Origin of the sequence: Halorubrum persicum, assembly GCF_002727125.1 — an archaeon.
Classification (GTDB): domain Archaea; phylum Halobacteriota; class Halobacteria; order Halobacteriales; family Haloferacaceae; genus Halorubrum; species Halorubrum persicum.
The window spans coordinates 19,112-36,737 of sequence record NZ_NHOA01000012.1 but is presented as its reverse complement, the minus strand read 5'-3'; the positions used below and the strand labels follow the sequence as shown (position 1 = coordinate 36,737).

Genomic DNA, 17,626 nt, shown 5'->3' with positions numbered 1-17,626 from the left:
AATCCTTTAGGGAGGCCTAAACCATATGGTAACGCACGAGAACCGAAGCACCTCGACGCGCCGCACCGCGATCAGGCTCGGCGGTGCGGTCGCGGGGGCGGGACTGCTCGCGGGCTGTCTCGGAGGCGGTTCGGGCGGCTCCGGATCGGGGGGCTCCGACGGCGCCGCCGGCTCGGACGACGCCGAGACCGACGGGGCAGACGGTTCCGACGCGGCGGCCGCCGGTGACGGGTCTCGGGCGGCGTACTCCGTCGAGATGGCGCCGGTCGGCGAGGTGACGCTCGACGCGGTCCCCGAGGACGTGATGGTCTACAGCCTCCTGTACGCGGACATGGCGGTCGCGTTCGGCCACGGCGACGCGGTGAACTCGCTCGGCTTCGACGCCGACGCCGGCGGGAACACCCTCGACGCCTACTACGCCGCGCTCGACGGCGTCGAGTTCGATCGGGAGGGGATCCGACAGCTCAACTCGGGGTCCGGCGGCGGGATCACGGTCGACCGGGAGCTGCTCTACGAGCTCGACGCCGACCTCCATCTGGCTGACCCCTGTCTGTTCGTCTCCTTCGACGGGTGGGACGAGGGCGACGTGGCGGAGATCCGCGACAACGTCGGCCCGTGGTTCGGCAACGTGTACAGTCGCCGGAACTCCGAGCCGCCGGAGCCGTGCCGCGACGACTACGAGCACTACACCCTCTGGGAGATCGCGGAGCGCGTCGCGGACGTGTTTCAGGAGCCGGAGCGCTACGAGGCGCTCGCGTCGGTTCACGACGACCTGGTCGAAACGGTACAGGCGGACCTCCCGCCGGAAGGGGAGCGACCGACGGTCGCCACGCTCCTCTACATGGACGGGACCTACTACCCCTCGCGGCTCGACGGTCCGGGGTTCGCCACCGCCCACGTGCGTCCTTTCGGCGTGCCCGACGCGTTCGGCGCCGCCGACGTGACCTACGAGACCGCCTACGACCACGAACGGCTCCTGGAGATCGACCCCGACGTGATCTTACACCAGTACGGGGTCGAGTCCTACTACGACGTGGCCGCGATCCGCGAGGAGCTCGCCGACCACCCGGTCGCCGGTGAGCTCTCGGCGATCCGGGCCGACCGGTTCTACCCCTCGGGGAACCCGGTGCAGGGGCCGATTATGAACCTCTTCCAGCTCGAGATGACCGCCAAACAGCTGTTCCCCGAGCGGTTCGGCGAGTGGCCGACGTACGAGCTCGGCGACGGCTATCCGGCGATCCCGGAGGCCGAGCGGCTCTTCGACCGCGACCGGGTCGCCGCGATCGTCGCCGGTGATCAGCCATGAGCGACGGGGTGGACCGCGACGAGCGTGACCCCGCCGACCCCGGAGCCGGGGAGACCGCCGCCGACGAAGCCGCCGAGGGGGCCGACTACGACGCGGTCGTGGTCGGCGGCGGCCCCGCCGGCTGCTCGGCCGCCGTCTTCCTCGCTCGCGAGGGGATCGAGGTCGCCGTCTTCGACCGCGGTCGGTCGTCGATCGCGCGCTGTGCGCACCTGGGGAACTACCTCGGCTTCCCGGGCGGGATCGACGTCGAGACATTTTACGACCTCCTGCACGACCACGTCGACCGTGCGGGCGGCACGCTCGTCGACGACCTCGTCGAGTCGGTCGAGAGGTCGGGGAGCGACGCGAACGGAACGCCCTTCCGCGTCATCCCACAGGAGGGAGGGCCGGTCACCGCCCGCCGCGTGGTGGCGGCGACCCGGTACGACGGCGAGTACCTCCGCGGGCTGGACGACGGCGCGGCGATGTTCGAGACCCACGACCACGGCGGCGAGGTCCACGAACACTTCGACCGGGAGTACGCCGACCCCGACGGGGCGACGCCGGTCGACGGGCTCTACGTCGCCTCGCCCTCCGAGGCCGACCGGCAGGCGATCACGGCGGCCGGGCGCGGCGCCCGCGTCGCCAAACGGGTGATCGCGGACGCGCGGGTCGCGGACGGCTGGTGGCCCGCGGCGGCCGAAGGGGTCGACTGGGTGCGCCGCGAGGCGGAGCGCGAGGACGAGTGGGCCGACCGCGATCGGTGGGTCGAATGGTTCGACGAGCGCCACGCCGACGCCCCGGTCGACGCGGACTCGGAGCGGTTCGCTCGGGTCCGCGAGGCGGTGATCGACGAGGCGCTGTCGGCGTACGTCGACGCCGACGAGGCCGAGTCGCGGGCGGTCGAGGGGCGGCGCGCGCTCGCCGGCCACCTCGATCCCGGCGCCGTCGTCGACGCTCACGGCGCCGAGGCGCTGCTCGACGCGATGGACGACGACGCGATCGCCGCGTACGCCGAGGGGACCCCATGAACGGCGGGCGGTCGGTCGCCGGCGAGGGCGCCGCGCCCCGAGCGTCCGGGGGACGGCTGGGGTGGCTGTTCGACCCGAAGCTGGCCGCGGTGGCGCTCGCCAGCGTCGCCGTCGTCGTCGCCGGCGGGCTCGTGCAGGTGAGCTTCGGCGCCTACTCGATGACGGTCGGCGAGGCGTGGCGCGCCGCCCTCGACCCCGCGGTGCTCCTCGACCCGCGCTGGCTGCTGCAGTTCGTCGTCGGCGAGGGACTGATGCGGTCGATCACCGGCTTCCAGGGTGAGCTGCCGGAGCTGGCGCACGGGACGCTCATCGTCTGGAACATCCGGCTCCCGCGGGTGTTCGTCGCCGCCATCGTCGGGATGAACCTCGGCATCTCGGGGGCCATCTTCCAGGCGGTCACCAGGAACGAGCTCGCCAGCCCGTTCATCCTCGGCGTCTCCTCGGGCGCGGGGCTGATGATCCTGCTGACGCTCGTGATGTTCGGCGGGCTCGCGGCGTTCCTCCCGCTGATCGCGGCGCTCGGGGGCGCGGTCGCGTTCCTGATCGTCTACGCGATCGCGTGGAAGAACGGGACGAGCCCGGTCCGGCTCGTGCTCGCGGGCGTGATCGTCGGGACCGTCTTCAACAGCCTCCAGACGGGACTGTTCTTCTTCGCGGACGACATCGGCGTCGTCCAGTCGGCGATCCAGTGGACGACGGGGTCGCTGACGGGGACCGACTGGGAGCAGGTCCGGATGGCGCTGCCGTGGACGGCCGTGGCGGTGGTGCTGTCGCTCGCGGGCTCCCGGCAGCTGAACCTCCTCCTCCTCGGCGAGCAGACGGCGAAGTCGCTGGGGATGTCGATCGAGAAGGTGCGGTTCGCGCTCTCCGGCGTCGCCGTGTTGGCGGCGGCGGCCAGCATCGCGGTGGCGGGGATCGTCAGCTTCGTCGGACTGATCGTCCCCCACATGGTTCGGAACCTCGTCGGCAGCGACTACAAGCGGGTGATCGTCGGCTGCCTCTTCGTCGGGCCCGCGCTGATGGTCGCGGCCGACGTGGGCGCGCGCCTCGGGATGGGCGTGCTCACGGGCGCCGACGCGCAGGTTCCGGTCGGTATCGTCACCGGGCTGATCGGCGGCCCGTACTTCCTGTACCTGATGCGGAAACAGCAGCACATGGGTGAGCTCTGAATGTCAACGGAACACGTCGACACGACGCGAACGGACGCGACGGACGGACCGGACGGATCGAACGCTGCGGGCGGCTCGGCGGCCGACGGCGAGCCCGCCGCGGCGGACGCGAGCGACCTCGACGGCGAAGACCTCGTGTTGGGGTATCCGAACGCCCCGGAGCCCGTGATCGACGGCGAGTCGATCGCGGCCGAGCCCGGCGCGGTCACGGCGCTCGTCGGTCCGAACGGCTCCGGGAAGAGCACCCTGCTGAAGGGGTTGGCGACGCAGCTCGCGCCGGCGGACGGCTCCGTGCTGGTCGACGGGCGCGACGTGCACGCGATGGACACGAAGGCGCTCGCCCGGACGCTCGGCCTGCTCTCCCAGGAGAGCAGCTCGCCGAACAGCATCACGGTCGAGGACCTGGTGTACCACGGTCGATACCCGCACCGCGGGTTCTTCGAGCGGACGACCGACGAGGACGTGGTCGCGGTCGAGGAGGCGATCGAGCTGGCCGGCTGCGGTCACCTGCGCGACCGCGAGGTCGGGAGCCTCAGCGGCGGACAGAAACAGCTGGCGTGGATCGCGATGGTGCTCGCGCAGGACACCGACGTGCTCCTGTTGGACGAGCCGACGACGTTCCTCGACCTGCACCACCAGATGGAGGTGATGGAGATCATCGAAACCCTGCGCGACGAGAGCGACGTGACCGTCGTCGTCGTCCTCCACGACATCGAGCAGGCCGCCCGGCTCGCCGACCGGATGGTCGCGCTCAAGGACGGCGAGATCCGCGCCCGCGGCGCGCCCGAAGAGATCGTCACCGAGGACCTGCTCGCGGACGTGTTCCGCGTCGACGCCGACGTGGTGCAGACCGAGAACGGGCCGCGCGTCACGCCGCTGCGTGCCCGACACGAGGAGTAAATCGGGTCCGGCGGCGCAGCCGGGGACGGGGATACGGGGCGGATCGGAACGACTATATTGTTTTAGGCTGGCCTAAAAATATGGCCAGAGACGACGCGGGACGCGGCGCACCAACCCGCAGAGCGTTTACCAAGTACGGCGTCACCGTCGCGCTCGGCGGCCTCCTCGCCGGCTGTACCGGCGGCGACGGCGCCGACCCCGACTCGTCCGCTCCCGACGCGACCGGGAGCGAGTCGACGGCTACCGGCTCGACCGGCGACGGCTCGGCGGAGTCACAGACCGCGGACGACGCCGACGGGAGCTACGCGGCGTCGATCTCGCCGGTGGGCGAGGTGACCTTCGAGTCGCCGCCGGAGACGGTGTTCACGCGGCTTACCCACCACGCGGACATGGCGTTCGCGCTCGGTCGGGGAGACGGCGTCACGGCGCTGCACGCGCCGGACTACTACGACGGGCTCTGGAACCAGTACGTCGAGCGGCTCCCCGGCGTCACGCTCGACTGGTCGGGGCTCTACTCCTCCTGGGAGCCGGACAAAGAGAAGCTGTACGAGCTCGACAGCGACGTTCACCTCGCGGACCCGGCGTGGGTGACGCAGCTGGAGGGGTGGGACCGCGAGGACATCGACGAGATCGGCGAGCACGTCTCGCCGTGGTTCGGCAACTCCCTCAGCGACCGTCATCAGGAGCCCGCCGAGGGGTGGGCCGACGGCTACCGGTACTACGGGCTCTGGGAGCAGTTCGAGATCGTCGCCGAGGCGTTCCAAGAGCGCGAGCGCTACGAGGCGCTCGCGGCGGTCCGCGAGGACCTGCTCGCCACGATCGACGAGCGGCTCCCGCCCGAGGCGGAGCGTCCGACCGCGATCATGATCGCCGCCGCCGACATCGAGCAGATCTACGCGTACACGCTGAGCAACCCCGGCTTCCTCACCTCGCACACGCGGCCGCTCGGGCCGCGAGACGCGTTCGAGGGGGACGTCGAGTCCGGGACGGTCGTCGACTTCGAGACCATCCTCGAGGCCGACCCCGACGTCATCCTCTACCTCGGCGGCATGGAGCCGGGAACGGACATGGCCGGGCGGCGGGCCGCCTTCGAGGAGGACCCGGTCGGCTCGCAGGTCACCGCGGTGCAGAACGACCGCATCCACCCGCAGGGCGCACGCTATCAGGGGCCGATCCTGAACCTCTTCCAGCTCGAGATGACCGCCAAACAGCTCTACCCCGACGAGTTCGGCTCGTGGCCGCGGTACGAGTCGGGACCATACCCGGAGATTCCGGAGGGCGAACGGCTGTTCGACCGCCAGCGCGTCGCGGACGCGATCAACGGGGCCCTGTAGATGCGCGCTCGCGAGCCGACGGTCGCGACCGGGGTCGTCAGACCGAGTGGGAGCGCTCCGCCCGTGGACCGAAGCGACTACGGCGGCTCCCCCGCGCCGGACGGTATGGCGATCGACAGCGACGATCCGCGGATCGTACGGGGGATCGACCGATGAACGGGAGCGAGACGCCGGGAGAGTCGGCGGGCGACTCACGCGCGCTCCGCGACGTCGTCGTCGTCGGCGGGGGCGTCGCCGGGCTCTCGGCGGCCGTGTTCACGGCCCGCCAGGGGCTCGACACGCTCGTCGTCGACTCCGGGGAGTCGATCCTCCGACGGAACGCACATCTGGAGAACTTCCCCGGCTTCCCGCTCGGCGTCAACGCCCGACAGCTCCTCGACCTCCTCGGCGAACAGGCCGAGAACGCCGGCGCCGATCGGGTCGACGCCCGGGTCTCGCGGGTCGCGGCGGCCGACAGGGACGAGGGAGCGGACGACGGCGACGACACCGACTCGGCCCGGTTCGTCGTCGAGATCGACGACGACGCGGACGGTCATGACAACGTCGACGACGATGGCGCGGACGACGGCGACGACGTGGGCAACCGCAACGACGGCCACGCTCCCGGCGATCCGATCCGAGCCCGGTACGTCGTCGCGGCGACGAAAAACGAGGTCGGCTACCTCGAGGACGTCGCGGGCGTCGGGATCCTCGACCGCGGGAAGTCGTACGTCGACACCGACGAGCGCGGGCGGACCGGCGTCGACGGGCTGTACGCGGCCGGCCGCCTCGCGGAGAAGTCGCATCAGGCGGCGGTGTGTGCGGGCCACGGCGCCGAGGTCGGCGTGACGATCCTCGAGGCGGACGACCGGGGGTTCTACCACGACTGGGTCGCGCCCGAGGGGTACTTCAGCGACCGGGGTCGGGAGGTGCCGCCGGGCTGCGAGGAGATCGACGACGACGAGCGACGCGAGCGCGAGGCGGACTCGCGCGAAGTCGTCCGGGAGCGGTTCGCGGCGCCGCACCCGGATCCGCAGGAGACGCACCCGAGCCTGGAGGAGTGAGCCGCGCGAGGAGGTGACATCACGTGATCGGAACGACGCTACTCGAGATCGGCGACCACATCGAATCGCTCGCGAGCGAGACGGGCGAGTACTCGCTCGTCTGTGCGCGGTACGGCGACCGACCGGTCCCGGCGACCGGGCTCCGGTTCGAGAGCCGGCCGGTCGCGCGCGCCGCGGCGCGCGCCACCGAGCAGTACCGCGACGCGCTTCGCCGGTACGACCCGCGGCTGCCGTACTACGTTCCCCGCCCGCGCTCGCGCCGTTACTCGTCGCCCGCCACGTTCCCGGCGTCCGTCTCGTCGGGTCCGCTCTCGTCTGCCTCGATCCGGACGAGGTCGGCCTCCACGTCCTCGACGAACGCGCCCTGTCCCCCGACCGTGACGGTCTCGCCCTCGTCGGTCTCGACGACGAGCGAGTTTTCGACGGGGAACTCGTTGGTCGTCGGCTCCACCATCCCCTGTTTCGACTCGACGACGCGGCCGCTGACTTCGACCGGCTCGTCGTCGTCGGTCCACCGACCTCCCACGGTGACGTGGGGCGTCTCGCCCGCCCGGAGCCGGAGCGTCGCCTGGAGGACGGTCTGCCTGAAGTTCCCGTACTCGGCCGGGAGCGGCGCGGGGTCCGCGGTCGCGACCTCGCTCGCGGCCGGCCAGTAGTTCCCGAGGAACGAGCCGGCGATCACGGGCGCGAGCTGCTCCTGCGAGAAGTGGATCGCCTGCCGGTCGGTGTTGGACCGGCGCAACAGCTCGGGGGGGACGACGACCCCGGCCGCCGCGTCGACGGTGAGCAGGGTGGGCATCGCCTCGCTCCACGTCCGAACGACGCTGGCGACGCCGTCGAGTTCCCCTTCGATATCTTCCGCGGTACCGGCGTCGGAGACGATGAGCAGCACGAGCACGCCGCGATCGACCGCCTCGACCAGGGAGTCGCGGATCTCGGGGAGGTGGCCGGCGGTGATAGACAGCGTCACCTCGTCGACGGCGTCCGCGAGAAGCGACCGGATTCGCTTCGTCACCGTCACCCGAGACTTGATCACCTCGAACTGCTCGGTCTGCCGCTCGACCCGCGAGAACCGCTCCTCCAACGCGGGGCGGATCGCGTCCACGTCCGCGCGGAGCCGGTTTATCACCTCGTCCGGCGGGTTCGCACGGATCGTCGTCGGCACGACGTGGTCGTTCACCTCGACGAAGCCGCGCTCCGCGAGCGACTCGCTCACGCTGTAGACGTAGCGTTTCGACACTCCCGCGGCGTCGGCGATGGTGCTCGCCTTCGCCTCGCCGTGCGCCAAGAGGCTGAGGTACGTGTCGATCTCCTTATCAGAGAGTCCGAACCGGCGGAGAAGATCGTTCAGCGTCCGGTCGTCCATGTGACAGTGATGCGCGTGGGTATTACTTATAAGGGTCGTCTCGATCGCCGCGACGACACGCATCGGAGGGGGGCGCCTCCTCCCGAAGGACGGCGACGCTCTCGACCGTGACCTCCCCGTCGATCCGGGCGGCCCCGTCGCCCGCGAACAGGTCGGCCTCGAACGTCGGTGGCACGGCCACTCTCGCAGGCCGGTCGGCGAAGTTGATGACGACGAGGACCGAGTCGGCCGTCGTCGTGCGCTCGTACGCCGTCACGCGCTCGGGGTCGCCGTCGACGACCGACACCCCGGCGGCGCGGCCCTCGAAGTCGACGGCGCCGTCCCGAAGGAGCGGTTCGCGCTCGCGGAGCGCGGCGAGGTCGCGGTGGAAGTCGGTGAGGGCGTTGTCGCCGTCGTGCCACCGGATCGGGCCGCGGTACGTCTCGTTCCCCCGCTCCTGGCCGGCGTATATCATCGGCGCGCCGGGAAGCGTGAACGTCGCCGCGGCCGCCGCTTTCAGCGCCCATAACCCGTACTCCGCGAGGTAGCGCTCCTCGTCGTGGTTCTCGACGTAGCGCATCTGGCGGCTCGGGTCGTCGAAGCCGAGCCACTCGGCGCGGTCGAACGCCTCCGAAATCGCGTCCGCGGGCGCCTCGCCGGCGCCGACCTTCCGGAGCACCCCGTACAGCGAGGTGTCGTAGTGGATGTCGAACTCCCCCTCGCCGTAGAAGGGGTCGTGCGGGAGCGTCTCGTCGAGCAGGAGGAAGTCGTCGGGTACGCGCTCTCCGACCTCCTTCCAGAAGCCGTGGGGGACCCCCCACGCCACGTCGGCGCGGAAGCCGTCGACGACCGCGCTCCACTCGTCGACCACGTCGAGGAGCCACTCGCGGACCGCCGGGCTGTCGAAGTTGAGGTTCGGGATCCGCCGCCAGTTGAAGTAGTACTCGGGCATGTCGCCATCGGCGAGCTCCGCCCAGTCGGTGTCGGTCACGTCGAAGGTGCCGTCGGTCCGCCGGTAGTAGTCGGCGTACGCGTCGACGCCGGCGGCGTGCATCTGGAAGAAGGGGTGGTCGCGGGAGGTGTGGTTGATCACCAGGTCGAAGACGACCCTGATCCCCGCCTCGTGACAGGCGTCGACGAGCGACTCGAACGCCTCGCGGTCGCCGAGGTCGGCGGCGGTGTCGCCGTAGTCGGTGACGTGGTAGCCGTGCTCCGTCGGCGAGGCGAGCACCGGCGTGAGCCACAGCGCGTCGACGCCGAGGCTCTCGATGTAGGGGACCCGCCGCTCGATCTCGCGGAACGTCGTCGGGAGGGTGTCGCCGGCGAACGACCGGACGAACACCTCGTAGATCGTCGGCGAGTCGGCCCACTCGGGAGGCGCGTGAGGGTCGCTCACCGCGATCGACCCCCCTTCGCCTCGCTCGATCCGAACCGTCTCCCCGGCGCCGTACCGGTCCGCGTGGGGGACGGCGTGGATCCGGATCCCGCCAGCGAGGTCGTTGGGGAGCTCCGCGAGCGGGATCGAGAGGGCGTCGCCCGCCGTCAGCGACTCGATCCGCGCGACCGCCTCGGGGGCCGCGTCGCGGTCGTCGACGAGGAAGTCGACGGCGACGGGGGAGTCGCCGCTGTTTCGGCCGATCTCGCCGTCGCCGTCTAGGTCGGGAGGCGCCGCGGCGTCGGCGTCGATCCGGACGGACGGGCCGCTCCCGGCTTCACCGTCGACGACCGTCGCCGACAGCGAGACGCGCGGTCGGCCCGGTCCCGGCACGGTCACCTCGTCGCTGTGCACGTTGCCGGGGTCGTCGTTGGCGACGAAGCTGAACCCGTGGCGGCCGGGCGGGACGCGGACCTCGTACACCCAGTCGTCGCCGTCGCGCTCCGGGCGGTCGCGCGCGAGCAGGCGGTCGTTGTGAGACCACATCAGCGAGACGCGGTCCACGTCCCCGTCGTCGACCGGGAGGTCCGCGGCGGGGACGCGGAGCTCGACCGACCGCCGCTCGTCGGGGTACGCGCGCACCCGCTGTCGATGCGTTCCGTCCGGCGCGTCGAGCGTCAGGACGTACGTGCCGGGCACGTCGGGGCGGAGGTGGACGACCGGCGCGTCGGCACGGCTCGTCTGGCCGAAATCGAGGACGCCCCCGTCGCTCTCCTCGGGCGCATCGCGGAGCGTCCACTCGTAGGTGCCGTCGGGATCGGGGTTTCGCGGAGCCAACTCGACGGAGTCGCCGACGCTCGTCGTGCGCGGCGGACCGGGTTCGTGCATACGGGCTACCGGCGTCGCCCCGGCTTGAGGGTTTCCGTTCCGAGAATGAATGAATAATAATTACACCAAAACTTCATACGCGGAGGGGTCGTTTACCCGCGTAATGCAACTCCGCGACGCGCTCGACGACTACAAGCGAAACACCGGGCACGCCACCCGGTTCCCCGCCGAACGCCGAACCGTCACGGGTCGCTTTTCGGGCGGCGACGGGCGACTCGTCCACGTCGACGCCGGCGGCGAACTCCGCGACTTCGGCTACCCGCTGACCGGTCTCACGGGGCTCGTCCGCTCGCGTGTCGGCCTCGCGGTCGGCGACGAGGTCACGTGGCTCGACGAGGTCGCGACCGAGCAGCGCTACGTCGGCGAGACGACCCTGATCGAAACCGTGCATCGCACCGACCGCGGGAGGGTGACTCGGTACGACGCGACGATCGGCGACGCCCACATCACGCGCGCGGCGATCGACGTGGGCGACGACGGGCACGCGAACGTCGACCCCGACGACCTCTCCCTCGTCGTCTACGCCCGGTTCGCGCCCGACGGGCGCGACGATCGCCTCGGCCAGCTCCGGTACGACGACGCGGTCGAGGTGTACCACGACGACGAGCACGACTTCCTCGCGAGCGACACCGGCTTCTCCGACCTGCGCGGCCAGCTCCCGGCGACGTTCGCCGAACTGCTCGACGACGCACCCACCGACCTCCCGCGGGACCGCGACGGCGACCGCTACGAGGAGGAGCGCCTCTCCGGCGAGGTCATCGCGGACGTACCCTTCGAGAACGGCGTCGCCACCGTCGGCACCCTGCTGACCGACCGCGAGGAGACGACGCGCGGGGCGGCCCGCGACCGGCTCGCGGAGCTGTTCGACGAGCTCGACGACCCCGACGCGCTCGCCGCGGCGGCGGGTGAGACGACTCCCCCGGTCCCCGACTCCGTCCCGGCTCGGGAGTCGATCGTCGCCGACCTCCGGGTGTTGTCGCTGCTCTCCGCGGAGTCCGGGCTCCGGATCGCCGGCCCCGACTTCGACCCCTTCTACGCGACCTCCGGCGGCTACGGCTACACGTGGTTCCGCGACGACGCCGAGATCTCGACGTTCGCGCTCGACGCCGACGACCGGCTCGGGCTCGGGCTCGACGACTGGCACGCGCGCTCGGCCGAGATGTACGTCGCCACCCAGCGTCCCGACGGCTCGTGGCCCCACCGCGTGTGGCCCCGGAACGGCGCGCTCGCACCGGGCTGGGCGAACGCGCGCATCGAGGACGGCCCCGACGTCGACTACCAGGCCGACCAGACCGGGAGCGTCATCGCCTACCTCGCGCAGGCGCGCGCCGCCGGCGTCGACGTGCCGGACCTCGACCGGACCCTCGTCGCCGCGCTCGCCGGGCTCGACGAGACGCTCGCGGCGGACGGCCGCCCGGTCGTCTGCCAGAACGCGTGGGAGGACAGCGCCGGGCGCTTCGCGCACACGACCGCGACGTTCCTGGAGGCGTACAGCGAGCTCGCGCTCCACGGCGAGACGCTCGACGCGGACTCGCTCGACGCGGCGAGCGGCCTCGACCGCACTGCCCTCCCGGATGATCTCGCCGCCCACGCCCGCGATCAGGCGACGCGCGTGTACGACGCCCTCGACGATCTGTGGGTCCCCGAGCGCGGCTGTTACGCGCTCCGCGAGACGCCGGAGGGCGCGATCGACGACCGGCTCGACTCTTCGACGCTGTCGCTGGCGAGCGCGCACCGGTCGTTCGACGCGCTCGGCGGGGGCGACGGGGCCGAGGAGGCGGGTGCGGTCGACGACGAGCGCCTCGACCGCCTGGTCTCGCACGTCGAGACGGTCGTCGACGGGCTCACGCACGAGACCGACGACATCGCGGGCCTGATCCGGTACGAGGGCGACGGCTGGCGGCGGGCCGGCCAGCGCTCGGAGAAGGTGTGGACGGTCTCGACCGCGTGGGGCGCGAACGCCTGCGCCGAGCTGGCCGTCCTGCTCGCCGACCGCGGCGACCCCCGCGCGGCCGAGATGGTCGAGCGCGCTCGGGAGCTGCTCGCCCAGGTCTCGCCCGGCGGAACGCTCTGCGAACCGACGAGCTACCTCCCCGAACAGTTCTTCGACGACGGGACCCCCGACAGCGCGACGCCGCTCGGATGGCCCCACGCGATCCGGCTGGCGACCGTGGCGCTGCTCGAAGATGAACTCCCGCAGTTCGCTGACCGCGTCGCGGCCGACGACTGACGCTTCGCCCGGCGCGTTCCCGTCGGTACCCACTTATGAACCGACGCGAAACGCCTGCCGCGCACGAGATCTCACCACCGCCGCGTAACAACCGACGCGCCGGCCTTACCGCCACTCCTCCGCCGGCACGCAGTCCTCCGCTCGGACTGTGATCCACCGGGTCGTCCGTTCGTCGGGATCGCGGTCCCGCTCGAAGAACGTCACCTCCTCGCCGTCGGAGTCACCGTCAGTCCGCTTGCAGACGAGCTCCGACTGCTCGGCACGGATGCGCGCCGATGACGTGGACATACGTGACGATTCGCCCCCGATCGGATAATAAGTATTGGTTTTCGGTCGTGATCAACGAAACAACCGTCGTCGATGGCGGAGATTAACCGGGATCCGAGTGAATCACGGCCCGCCTCCGCCGTCACGTTGCCACGCCGGATCGTCCCGGTCTACAGCCCCTCCTCCCGGACTGTCCCCGCCTACAGCCGTGCCAGACCGTCCCCGCCTACAGCCGCACCGGCACGCCGCGCTCGTCGAGGTACGCCTTCGTCTCCTCGATCGAGTAGTCGCCGAAGTGGAAGATGGAGGCCGCGAGCCCGGCGTCGGCGTTCGCCTCGGTGAACACCTCGTACATGTCCTCGGGAGAGCCACAGCCCGACGAGGCGATGACGGGCGTCGAGACGGCGTCGCACACCGCCGTCATCAGCGGGATGTCGTAGCCGTCCTTCGTCCCGTCCTTGTCGATGGAGTTGACGAACAGCTCGCCGGCGCCGCGCTCCTCGGCCTCCATCGCCCACGAGACGGCGTCGATGCCGGTGCCCTCGCGGCCGCCCTTCTTGGTGCACTCGAACCACACCGCCTCGCCGTCCTCGTCCTCGTAGAAGTGCTCGCCCTCGTCGTCGTACCGCCGGCGGGCGTCGACCGAGATGACGATACACTGGCTGCCGAACGCCGCGGCCCCCTCCTCGATGAGCACGGGGCGCTCCAAGGCGCCGGTCGTGATCGACACCTTGTCCGCGCCGGCGCGGAGCGTCTCCTTGATGTCGGCCTTGGTGCGGATGCCGCCCCCGACCGTCAGGGGAATGAAACACTCGTCTGCGACCGCGTTCACCACGTTGAGCATCGTCTCGCGGCCCTCCGCGCTCGCCGTGATGTCGAGGAAGACGAACTCGTCGGCGCCCGCGGCGTTGTACTTCTTCGCCAGCTCGACCGGGTCGCCGGTGTACTCCAGATTCTCGAAGTTGACGCCCGTGTACACCGCCGCGTCCCCGTCGTCGTCGAGGTCGACGTCGATACAGGGGATGATCCGCTTCGTGAGTCCCATTCGTTACCGGCCGTTGGCGGCGGTCGGGGTTAAAAGGCCCGGGGCCGCTCTCGTCGCGCGGGTTCCGCCCGGCGCGCGGTCCGCTTCCCGCGCACCGTCACTCCTCCGACGCTCGCCGGTCGTACTTCGCGACGGCGCGGTCCGCGCGCTTCGAGATACCGTTCGGGTTCCGGGCCGGGCTCCGGTCTCGGCTCCGCGCGACGAGCCCGTCGGAGCCCCCGCCGGCGAGCCCGAAGAGCACGTCGCGGCCGGTGGCGACCCACCGCGACGGGGTCGACTCGCCGCGGAGCACGTCGCCGGCGGCCCCGAGCGCGTCGGCCACGGCGTGCGTTCCGGCCCGCGCGGCCACGGTCGGCCGGACCCCGTAGTTCTTCAGGAGGCGATAGGCGAGCGCCCGGTACTTCCACCCCCACTCGCGGGCGGTGCGCCCGCCGTCGGCGGCGGTCGGGCTCGGGAGGGCCTTGGCGACCGCCATCTCCTCCTGCCACCCCACGGTCCGACCCATCTGCGCCAGCCGATGGGCGGCGTCGCGCGCCCCGCCGGTGTTGAGGTACTCGTCGAAGCCGTCCAGGTCCCGCAGCGACTCGTGTCGGAAGGCGACGTTCCCCCCCTCGAAGTACGTCACCTCGGTGTTCGCGATCGCCCGTCGCTCCGGGCCGCCGCGGGCCTCATCGCCGTTTCGACGCTCCCCGTCCGGCCTCTCGTCGTCGCGCTCTTCGCCGTCGCGTTCCGCCTCCGGCTCGATCGGCGTCACCGGCCCGGTCACGGCGTCCGCGTCGCCGAGCCCGGTGCGGACTGCCTCGAGCCACCCCGCCTCGATCCGGTTGTCGTAATCCACGAGGGCGATCGCGTCGCCGGTGGCGACCTCGATGCCGGCGTTGCGGGCGACGTTGACCGTCCGATCGGAGATCTCCACCAGCACGTCCACGTCGTCGCGGTCTCGCACCATCCCGGTGGTGCCGTCGGCGGAGGGCCCGTTGGCGACGATCACCTCCGCCTCGGGAGCGTGGGCCGCCAGCGCGTCGAGGCAGGCGCCCAACCGATCCCGCCCGTTGAGGGTGGGCACGACGACCGAGAGGTCCATACGGTCGAATATCGAGGCCGAGGATTAAAAAGAGATCCGTGCGGACCGACCGCGAGGCTGCGCCGAGACCGATCGACGGGCGAGCGAGAGAACCGTCGGCGCGCGGTCGACGGGGGACGTTCGATCGCCGGTCTCGTCCCGGCGGCCGGTGCGCGCGTTCAGATCGTCAGGTAGTACACCTGCTTGCGCGCGTCCTTGAAGCTGTAGCGGGAGTCGACGAGCCCCTCCTCCTCCAGCCGGTTGAGCGCGTAGCGCACGGTCCGGTCGGGGAGCAGCGACTCGTCGGCGAGGCCGCCCTGCGAGAGGGGGGCGTCGCCTTCCAGCACCTTGGCGACGAGCTTGGCGCTCGGGGGCAGTTCGCGTAGGCGATCGCGGTACTCGGACTCCGAGAGACGGTCTTGGTCAGCGGTCTCCGCGGGACTGGTACTCATATCTCATGTCCAACCTGCGCCTATTGGTAAAGGTTGGCTACATATTGGGCAATCTGATTGGAATAATATAATGTGTTAATATCACAGCTCGGGCGGCGATCACTCCCGATCCGTCGGGCGGATTGTGGCGCGGTAACGTGTCCAGTCCGCCGATGAGCGCCGAGTCGTCGGGGCCGCCGTCGCCGAGCGATCGCCGATCGCATCCAGTACGGTTTTGTCGGTCGGGCGTGCAGTACGGACAACGTGAAGGGACAGGACTGGTACCAGGCCGACGAGGTCGCGGAAGAGTACGAGGACGTACGGTTCTCCGGTGGCGGGGAGCTCATCGACAGACGCGAGAAGGAGGCGGTCCTCTCGGCGCTCGGGCCGATCGAGGAGGGACACCGCGTGCTGGAAGTCGCCTGCGGGACCGGTCGGTTCACGACCATGCTCGCGGATCAGGGCGCCGACATCGTCGGTCTCGACATCTCCCGCGAGATGCTCGAACAGGGGCGGCAGAACGCGGCCGAGTCGGGGCTCTCGGACACGGTGGAGTTCGTCCGCGGCGACGCCTCCCGGCTCCCGTTCCCGGACGACCACTTCGACACGGTGGTCGCGATGCGCTTTTTCCACCTGATGGACGACCCGGTTCCGTTCGCCCGTGAGCTGCGCCGCGTCAGCGCCGATCAGGTGTTCTTCGACACGTTCAACAGCCGCAGCCTGCGGACGCTGTACACCTGGCTGCTCCCGATGGGGTCGCGGCTCTACTCCGAGCGACAGGTCGTCGACATGCTCCGGGCGGCGGAGCTGACGCTCGCCGGCGAGGAACACGACTTCGTGCTGCCGTACGGCTTCTACCGCGAGCTTCCGGGTCCCGTCGCGAAGCCGTTCCGGATGGTCGACGGGCTCGTCGGCAACACGATTCCGGGCGACTACGTGGCGTCCGTCTCCTACTGGGACGCTCGCGTCTCCGGGACCTCCGACGACAGCGACCCCACAGACGGCGGCTCCGCCGTCGACGACGACGCCGCGGAGTCCGCCGACGCGGACGCCGCTCGGTGAGCTACGCCGACTCCTCCACCACTTCGCCGACCGCGAAGTTCGATTTGACTTCCGTTACCTCGATTTTCACGCGCTCGCCGACCTCCGTCTCCGGGACGATGATCACGTACCCGCGCTCGACGCGGGCGATCCCGTCGCCCTGCTTCCCGAGGTCCTCGATCTCGACGTAGCGCATCTCGCCGGGCTCGACCGGGGGTTGGGGCCCGTCGTCGGCGCGGGACGCCGAGGTGTCGACGCTCTCGTCGGTCGCCTCGGCCGTCTCGGACTCGGATCGTGAGATGAGCGCGACGCGGTAGGTCTCGCCGGGCTCCAGCGAACCGGTCTCGATCTCTCGTCGCGGGACCTCCACGACGTACTCGCCGTCCTCCTCGCGAACGTCGGCGCTGAACAGACAAAGGAGCTTCTCTGAGATCTCCATAGTAGACTCCAGCGAAACGTGGAGACGGACCAGTATAGTTGTACCGCCGACACGCGCCGCTCACCCGGCGAGGAAGGCGCCGACCAGCGCCGCCTCTCCCTTCCGGAGGTGGGCGCCGGCCGTCGACGGCGAACACCCGATCGCCTCGGCCACGTCGGCGACCGACCCGGTCCGTGGCACGTCGTAGTACCCGACGCGGCGCGCGGCGCGGAGCGCTTCCCGCTGGCGCTCCGTGAGGTCCGCGCCGGCCAGCCGTCGGCCGCCGCCGTACGACCCGATCCGCTCGACCGAGACGTCGATCGGGTCCGGCACGGCGGAGAGAACGTCCCGCAACTGGTCCGGCGGGCCGATCACCCCGAACGAGAGCCGGCCGCCCGCCCGGAACGCGATCGGCGGCACGGAGAGGAACTCCGTGTCGACGAACGCGCCGAGGAACGTCTCCAGCGGTCCGCCGAGCCGGTCGTACGCCTTGAGGTAGAACGCGTCGTCGCCGGGCGCGGTCTCGAAGCGGTCGATCGAGTCGATCGCCCGCAGCCGTTCGAGGTACCGCTCTCGGGGGGCGACGACGCGGAACAGCGTGACGAACGTCTCGTCGGGGAGCCGTCGCCACGTCAACAGGTCGGACCGCCACCCGTCGCCGTCGTCGAGGAAGTCGTGCATCGGATGCCGCACCGACGGGGGAAACGCGAACTCCACGCGAACGTATCGCATACGGTTCGTGGCGGCCGCCGTCACTTGAA

General features: G+C 70.9%; 17 protein-coding genes and 1 pseudogene. 10 read left to right on the top strand and 8 right to left on the bottom strand.

Annotation, left to right across the window (positions count from 1 at the left end):
• The first annotated feature begins 25 nt into the window (after positions 1-25).
• The 8 genes and pseudogenes from DJ69_RS01980 to DJ69_RS18720 all read left to right on the top strand — a co-directional run.
• Positions 26-1,306: an ABC transporter substrate-binding protein gene (locus DJ69_RS01980; protein ID WP_099254068.1), complete on the top strand. Its 1,281-nt coding sequence runs from the start codon at positions 26-28 to the stop codon at positions 1,304-1,306.
• Positions 1,303-2,316 (top strand): NAD(P)/FAD-dependent oxidoreductase, encoded by a 1,014-nt coding sequence (locus tag DJ69_RS01975; RefSeq protein ID WP_099254067.1) that lies wholly within the window; start codon positions 1,303-1,305, stop codon positions 2,314-2,316. Before DJ69_RS01980 ends, DJ69_RS01975 begins: the two co-directional genes overlap by 4 nt.
• A complete protein-coding gene (locus DJ69_RS01970; protein WP_099254066.1) occupies positions 2,313-3,485 on the top strand; it encodes a FecCD family ABC transporter permease in 1,173 nt (390 codons plus the stop codon). The genes DJ69_RS01975 and DJ69_RS01970 overlap by 4 nt, the downstream gene beginning before the upstream one ends.
• Positions 3,486-4,385 carry an ABC transporter ATP-binding protein gene (locus DJ69_RS01965; protein WP_099254065.1) on the top strand — a complete coding sequence of 300 codons (900 nt, stop codon included), beginning with the start codon at positions 3,486-3,488 and terminating at the stop codon, positions 4,383-4,385. It begins immediately after the preceding gene.
• Between the two features lie 80 nt (positions 4,386-4,465).
• On the top strand, positions 4,466-5,719 hold the full coding sequence (locus DJ69_RS01960; RefSeq protein WP_099254064.1) for an ABC transporter substrate-binding protein: 1,254 nt from the start codon (positions 4,466-4,468) through the stop codon (positions 5,717-5,719).
• Positions 5,720-5,875, top strand: a complete 156-nt coding sequence (locus tag DJ69_RS18160) for a hypothetical protein (protein ID WP_180271694.1) — start codon at positions 5,720-5,722, stop codon at positions 5,873-5,875. It abuts the gene before it with no gap.
• Positions 5,872-6,762, top strand: a complete 891-nt coding sequence (locus DJ69_RS01955) for an FAD-dependent oxidoreductase (protein WP_099254063.1) — start codon at positions 5,872-5,874, stop codon at positions 6,760-6,762. Before DJ69_RS18160 ends, DJ69_RS01955 begins: the two co-directional genes overlap by 4 nt.
• A gap of 23 nt (positions 6,763-6,785) precedes the next feature.
• Positions 6,786-7,001 (top strand): annotated as a pseudogene (locus tag DJ69_RS18720) (DUF7552 domain-containing protein); the annotation flags it as partial.
• 23 nt (positions 7,002-7,024) lie between these two features.
• On the opposite strand, the gene DJ69_RS01945 reads toward DJ69_RS18720, so the two are convergent.
• On the bottom strand, positions 7,025-8,128 hold the full coding sequence (locus DJ69_RS01945) for a TrmB family transcriptional regulator (RefSeq protein ID WP_099254062.1): 1,104 nt from the start codon (positions 8,126-8,128) through the stop codon (positions 7,025-7,027).
• Positions 8,129-8,150: 22 nt separating this feature from the next.
• Complete coding sequence (locus DJ69_RS01940; protein WP_099254061.1) at positions 8,151-10,370, bottom strand: alpha-amylase family glycosyl hydrolase; 2,220 nt, start codon at positions 10,368-10,370, stop codon at positions 8,151-8,153.
• A 103-nt stretch (positions 10,371-10,473) separates the two neighbouring features.
• On the opposite strand from DJ69_RS01940, the gene DJ69_RS01935 reads away from it, so the two are divergent.
• Positions 10,474-12,600: a glycoside hydrolase family 15 protein gene (locus DJ69_RS01935; RefSeq protein WP_099254060.1), complete on the top strand. Its 2,127-nt coding sequence runs from the start codon at positions 10,474-10,476 to the stop codon at positions 12,598-12,600.
• A 105-nt stretch (positions 12,601-12,705) separates the two neighbouring features.
• On the opposite strand, the gene DJ69_RS01930 is transcribed toward DJ69_RS01935, so the two are convergent.
• The 4 genes from DJ69_RS01930 to DJ69_RS01915 form a co-directional block, all read right to left on the bottom strand.
• Positions 12,706-12,888, bottom strand: a complete 183-nt coding sequence (locus tag DJ69_RS01930) for a DUF7511 domain-containing protein (protein WP_099254059.1) — start codon at positions 12,886-12,888, stop codon at positions 12,706-12,708.
• 205 nt (positions 12,889-13,093) lie between these two features.
• On the bottom strand, positions 13,094-13,912 hold the full coding sequence (gene hisF, locus DJ69_RS01925) for an imidazole glycerol phosphate synthase subunit HisF (protein WP_099254058.1): 819 nt from the start codon (positions 13,910-13,912) through the stop codon (positions 13,094-13,096).
• A gap of 97 nt (positions 13,913-14,009) precedes the next feature.
• A complete protein-coding gene (locus DJ69_RS01920; RefSeq protein ID WP_099254057.1) occupies positions 14,010-14,996 on the bottom strand; it encodes a glycosyltransferase family 2 protein in 987 nt (328 codons plus the stop codon).
• A 158-nt stretch (positions 14,997-15,154) separates the two neighbouring features.
• Entirely contained in the window at positions 15,155-15,427 is a 273-nt protein-coding gene (locus DJ69_RS01915; protein ID WP_099254056.1) for a MarR family transcriptional regulator, read from the bottom strand.
• A gap of 243 nt (positions 15,428-15,670) precedes the next feature.
• On the opposite strand from DJ69_RS01915, the gene DJ69_RS01910 reads away from it, so the two are divergent.
• On the top strand, positions 15,671-16,468 hold the full coding sequence (locus DJ69_RS01910; protein WP_245851445.1) for a class I SAM-dependent methyltransferase: 798 nt from the start codon (positions 15,671-15,673) through the stop codon (positions 16,466-16,468).
• A 1-nt stretch (position 16,469) separates the two neighbouring features.
• On the opposite strand, the gene DJ69_RS01905 is transcribed toward DJ69_RS01910, so the two are convergent.
• The gene (locus DJ69_RS01905; RefSeq protein ID WP_099254055.1) at positions 16,470-16,886 is read right to left on the bottom strand and encodes a TRAM domain-containing protein; all 417 of its coding nucleotides are present in this window, start codon (positions 16,884-16,886) and stop codon (positions 16,470-16,472) included.
• 60 nt (positions 16,887-16,946) lie between these two features.
• Complete coding sequence (locus tag DJ69_RS01900; RefSeq protein ID WP_099254054.1) at positions 16,947-17,597, bottom strand: helix-turn-helix domain-containing protein; 651 nt, start codon at positions 17,595-17,597, stop codon at positions 16,947-16,949.
• Positions 17,598-17,626: the final 29 nt, after the last annotated feature.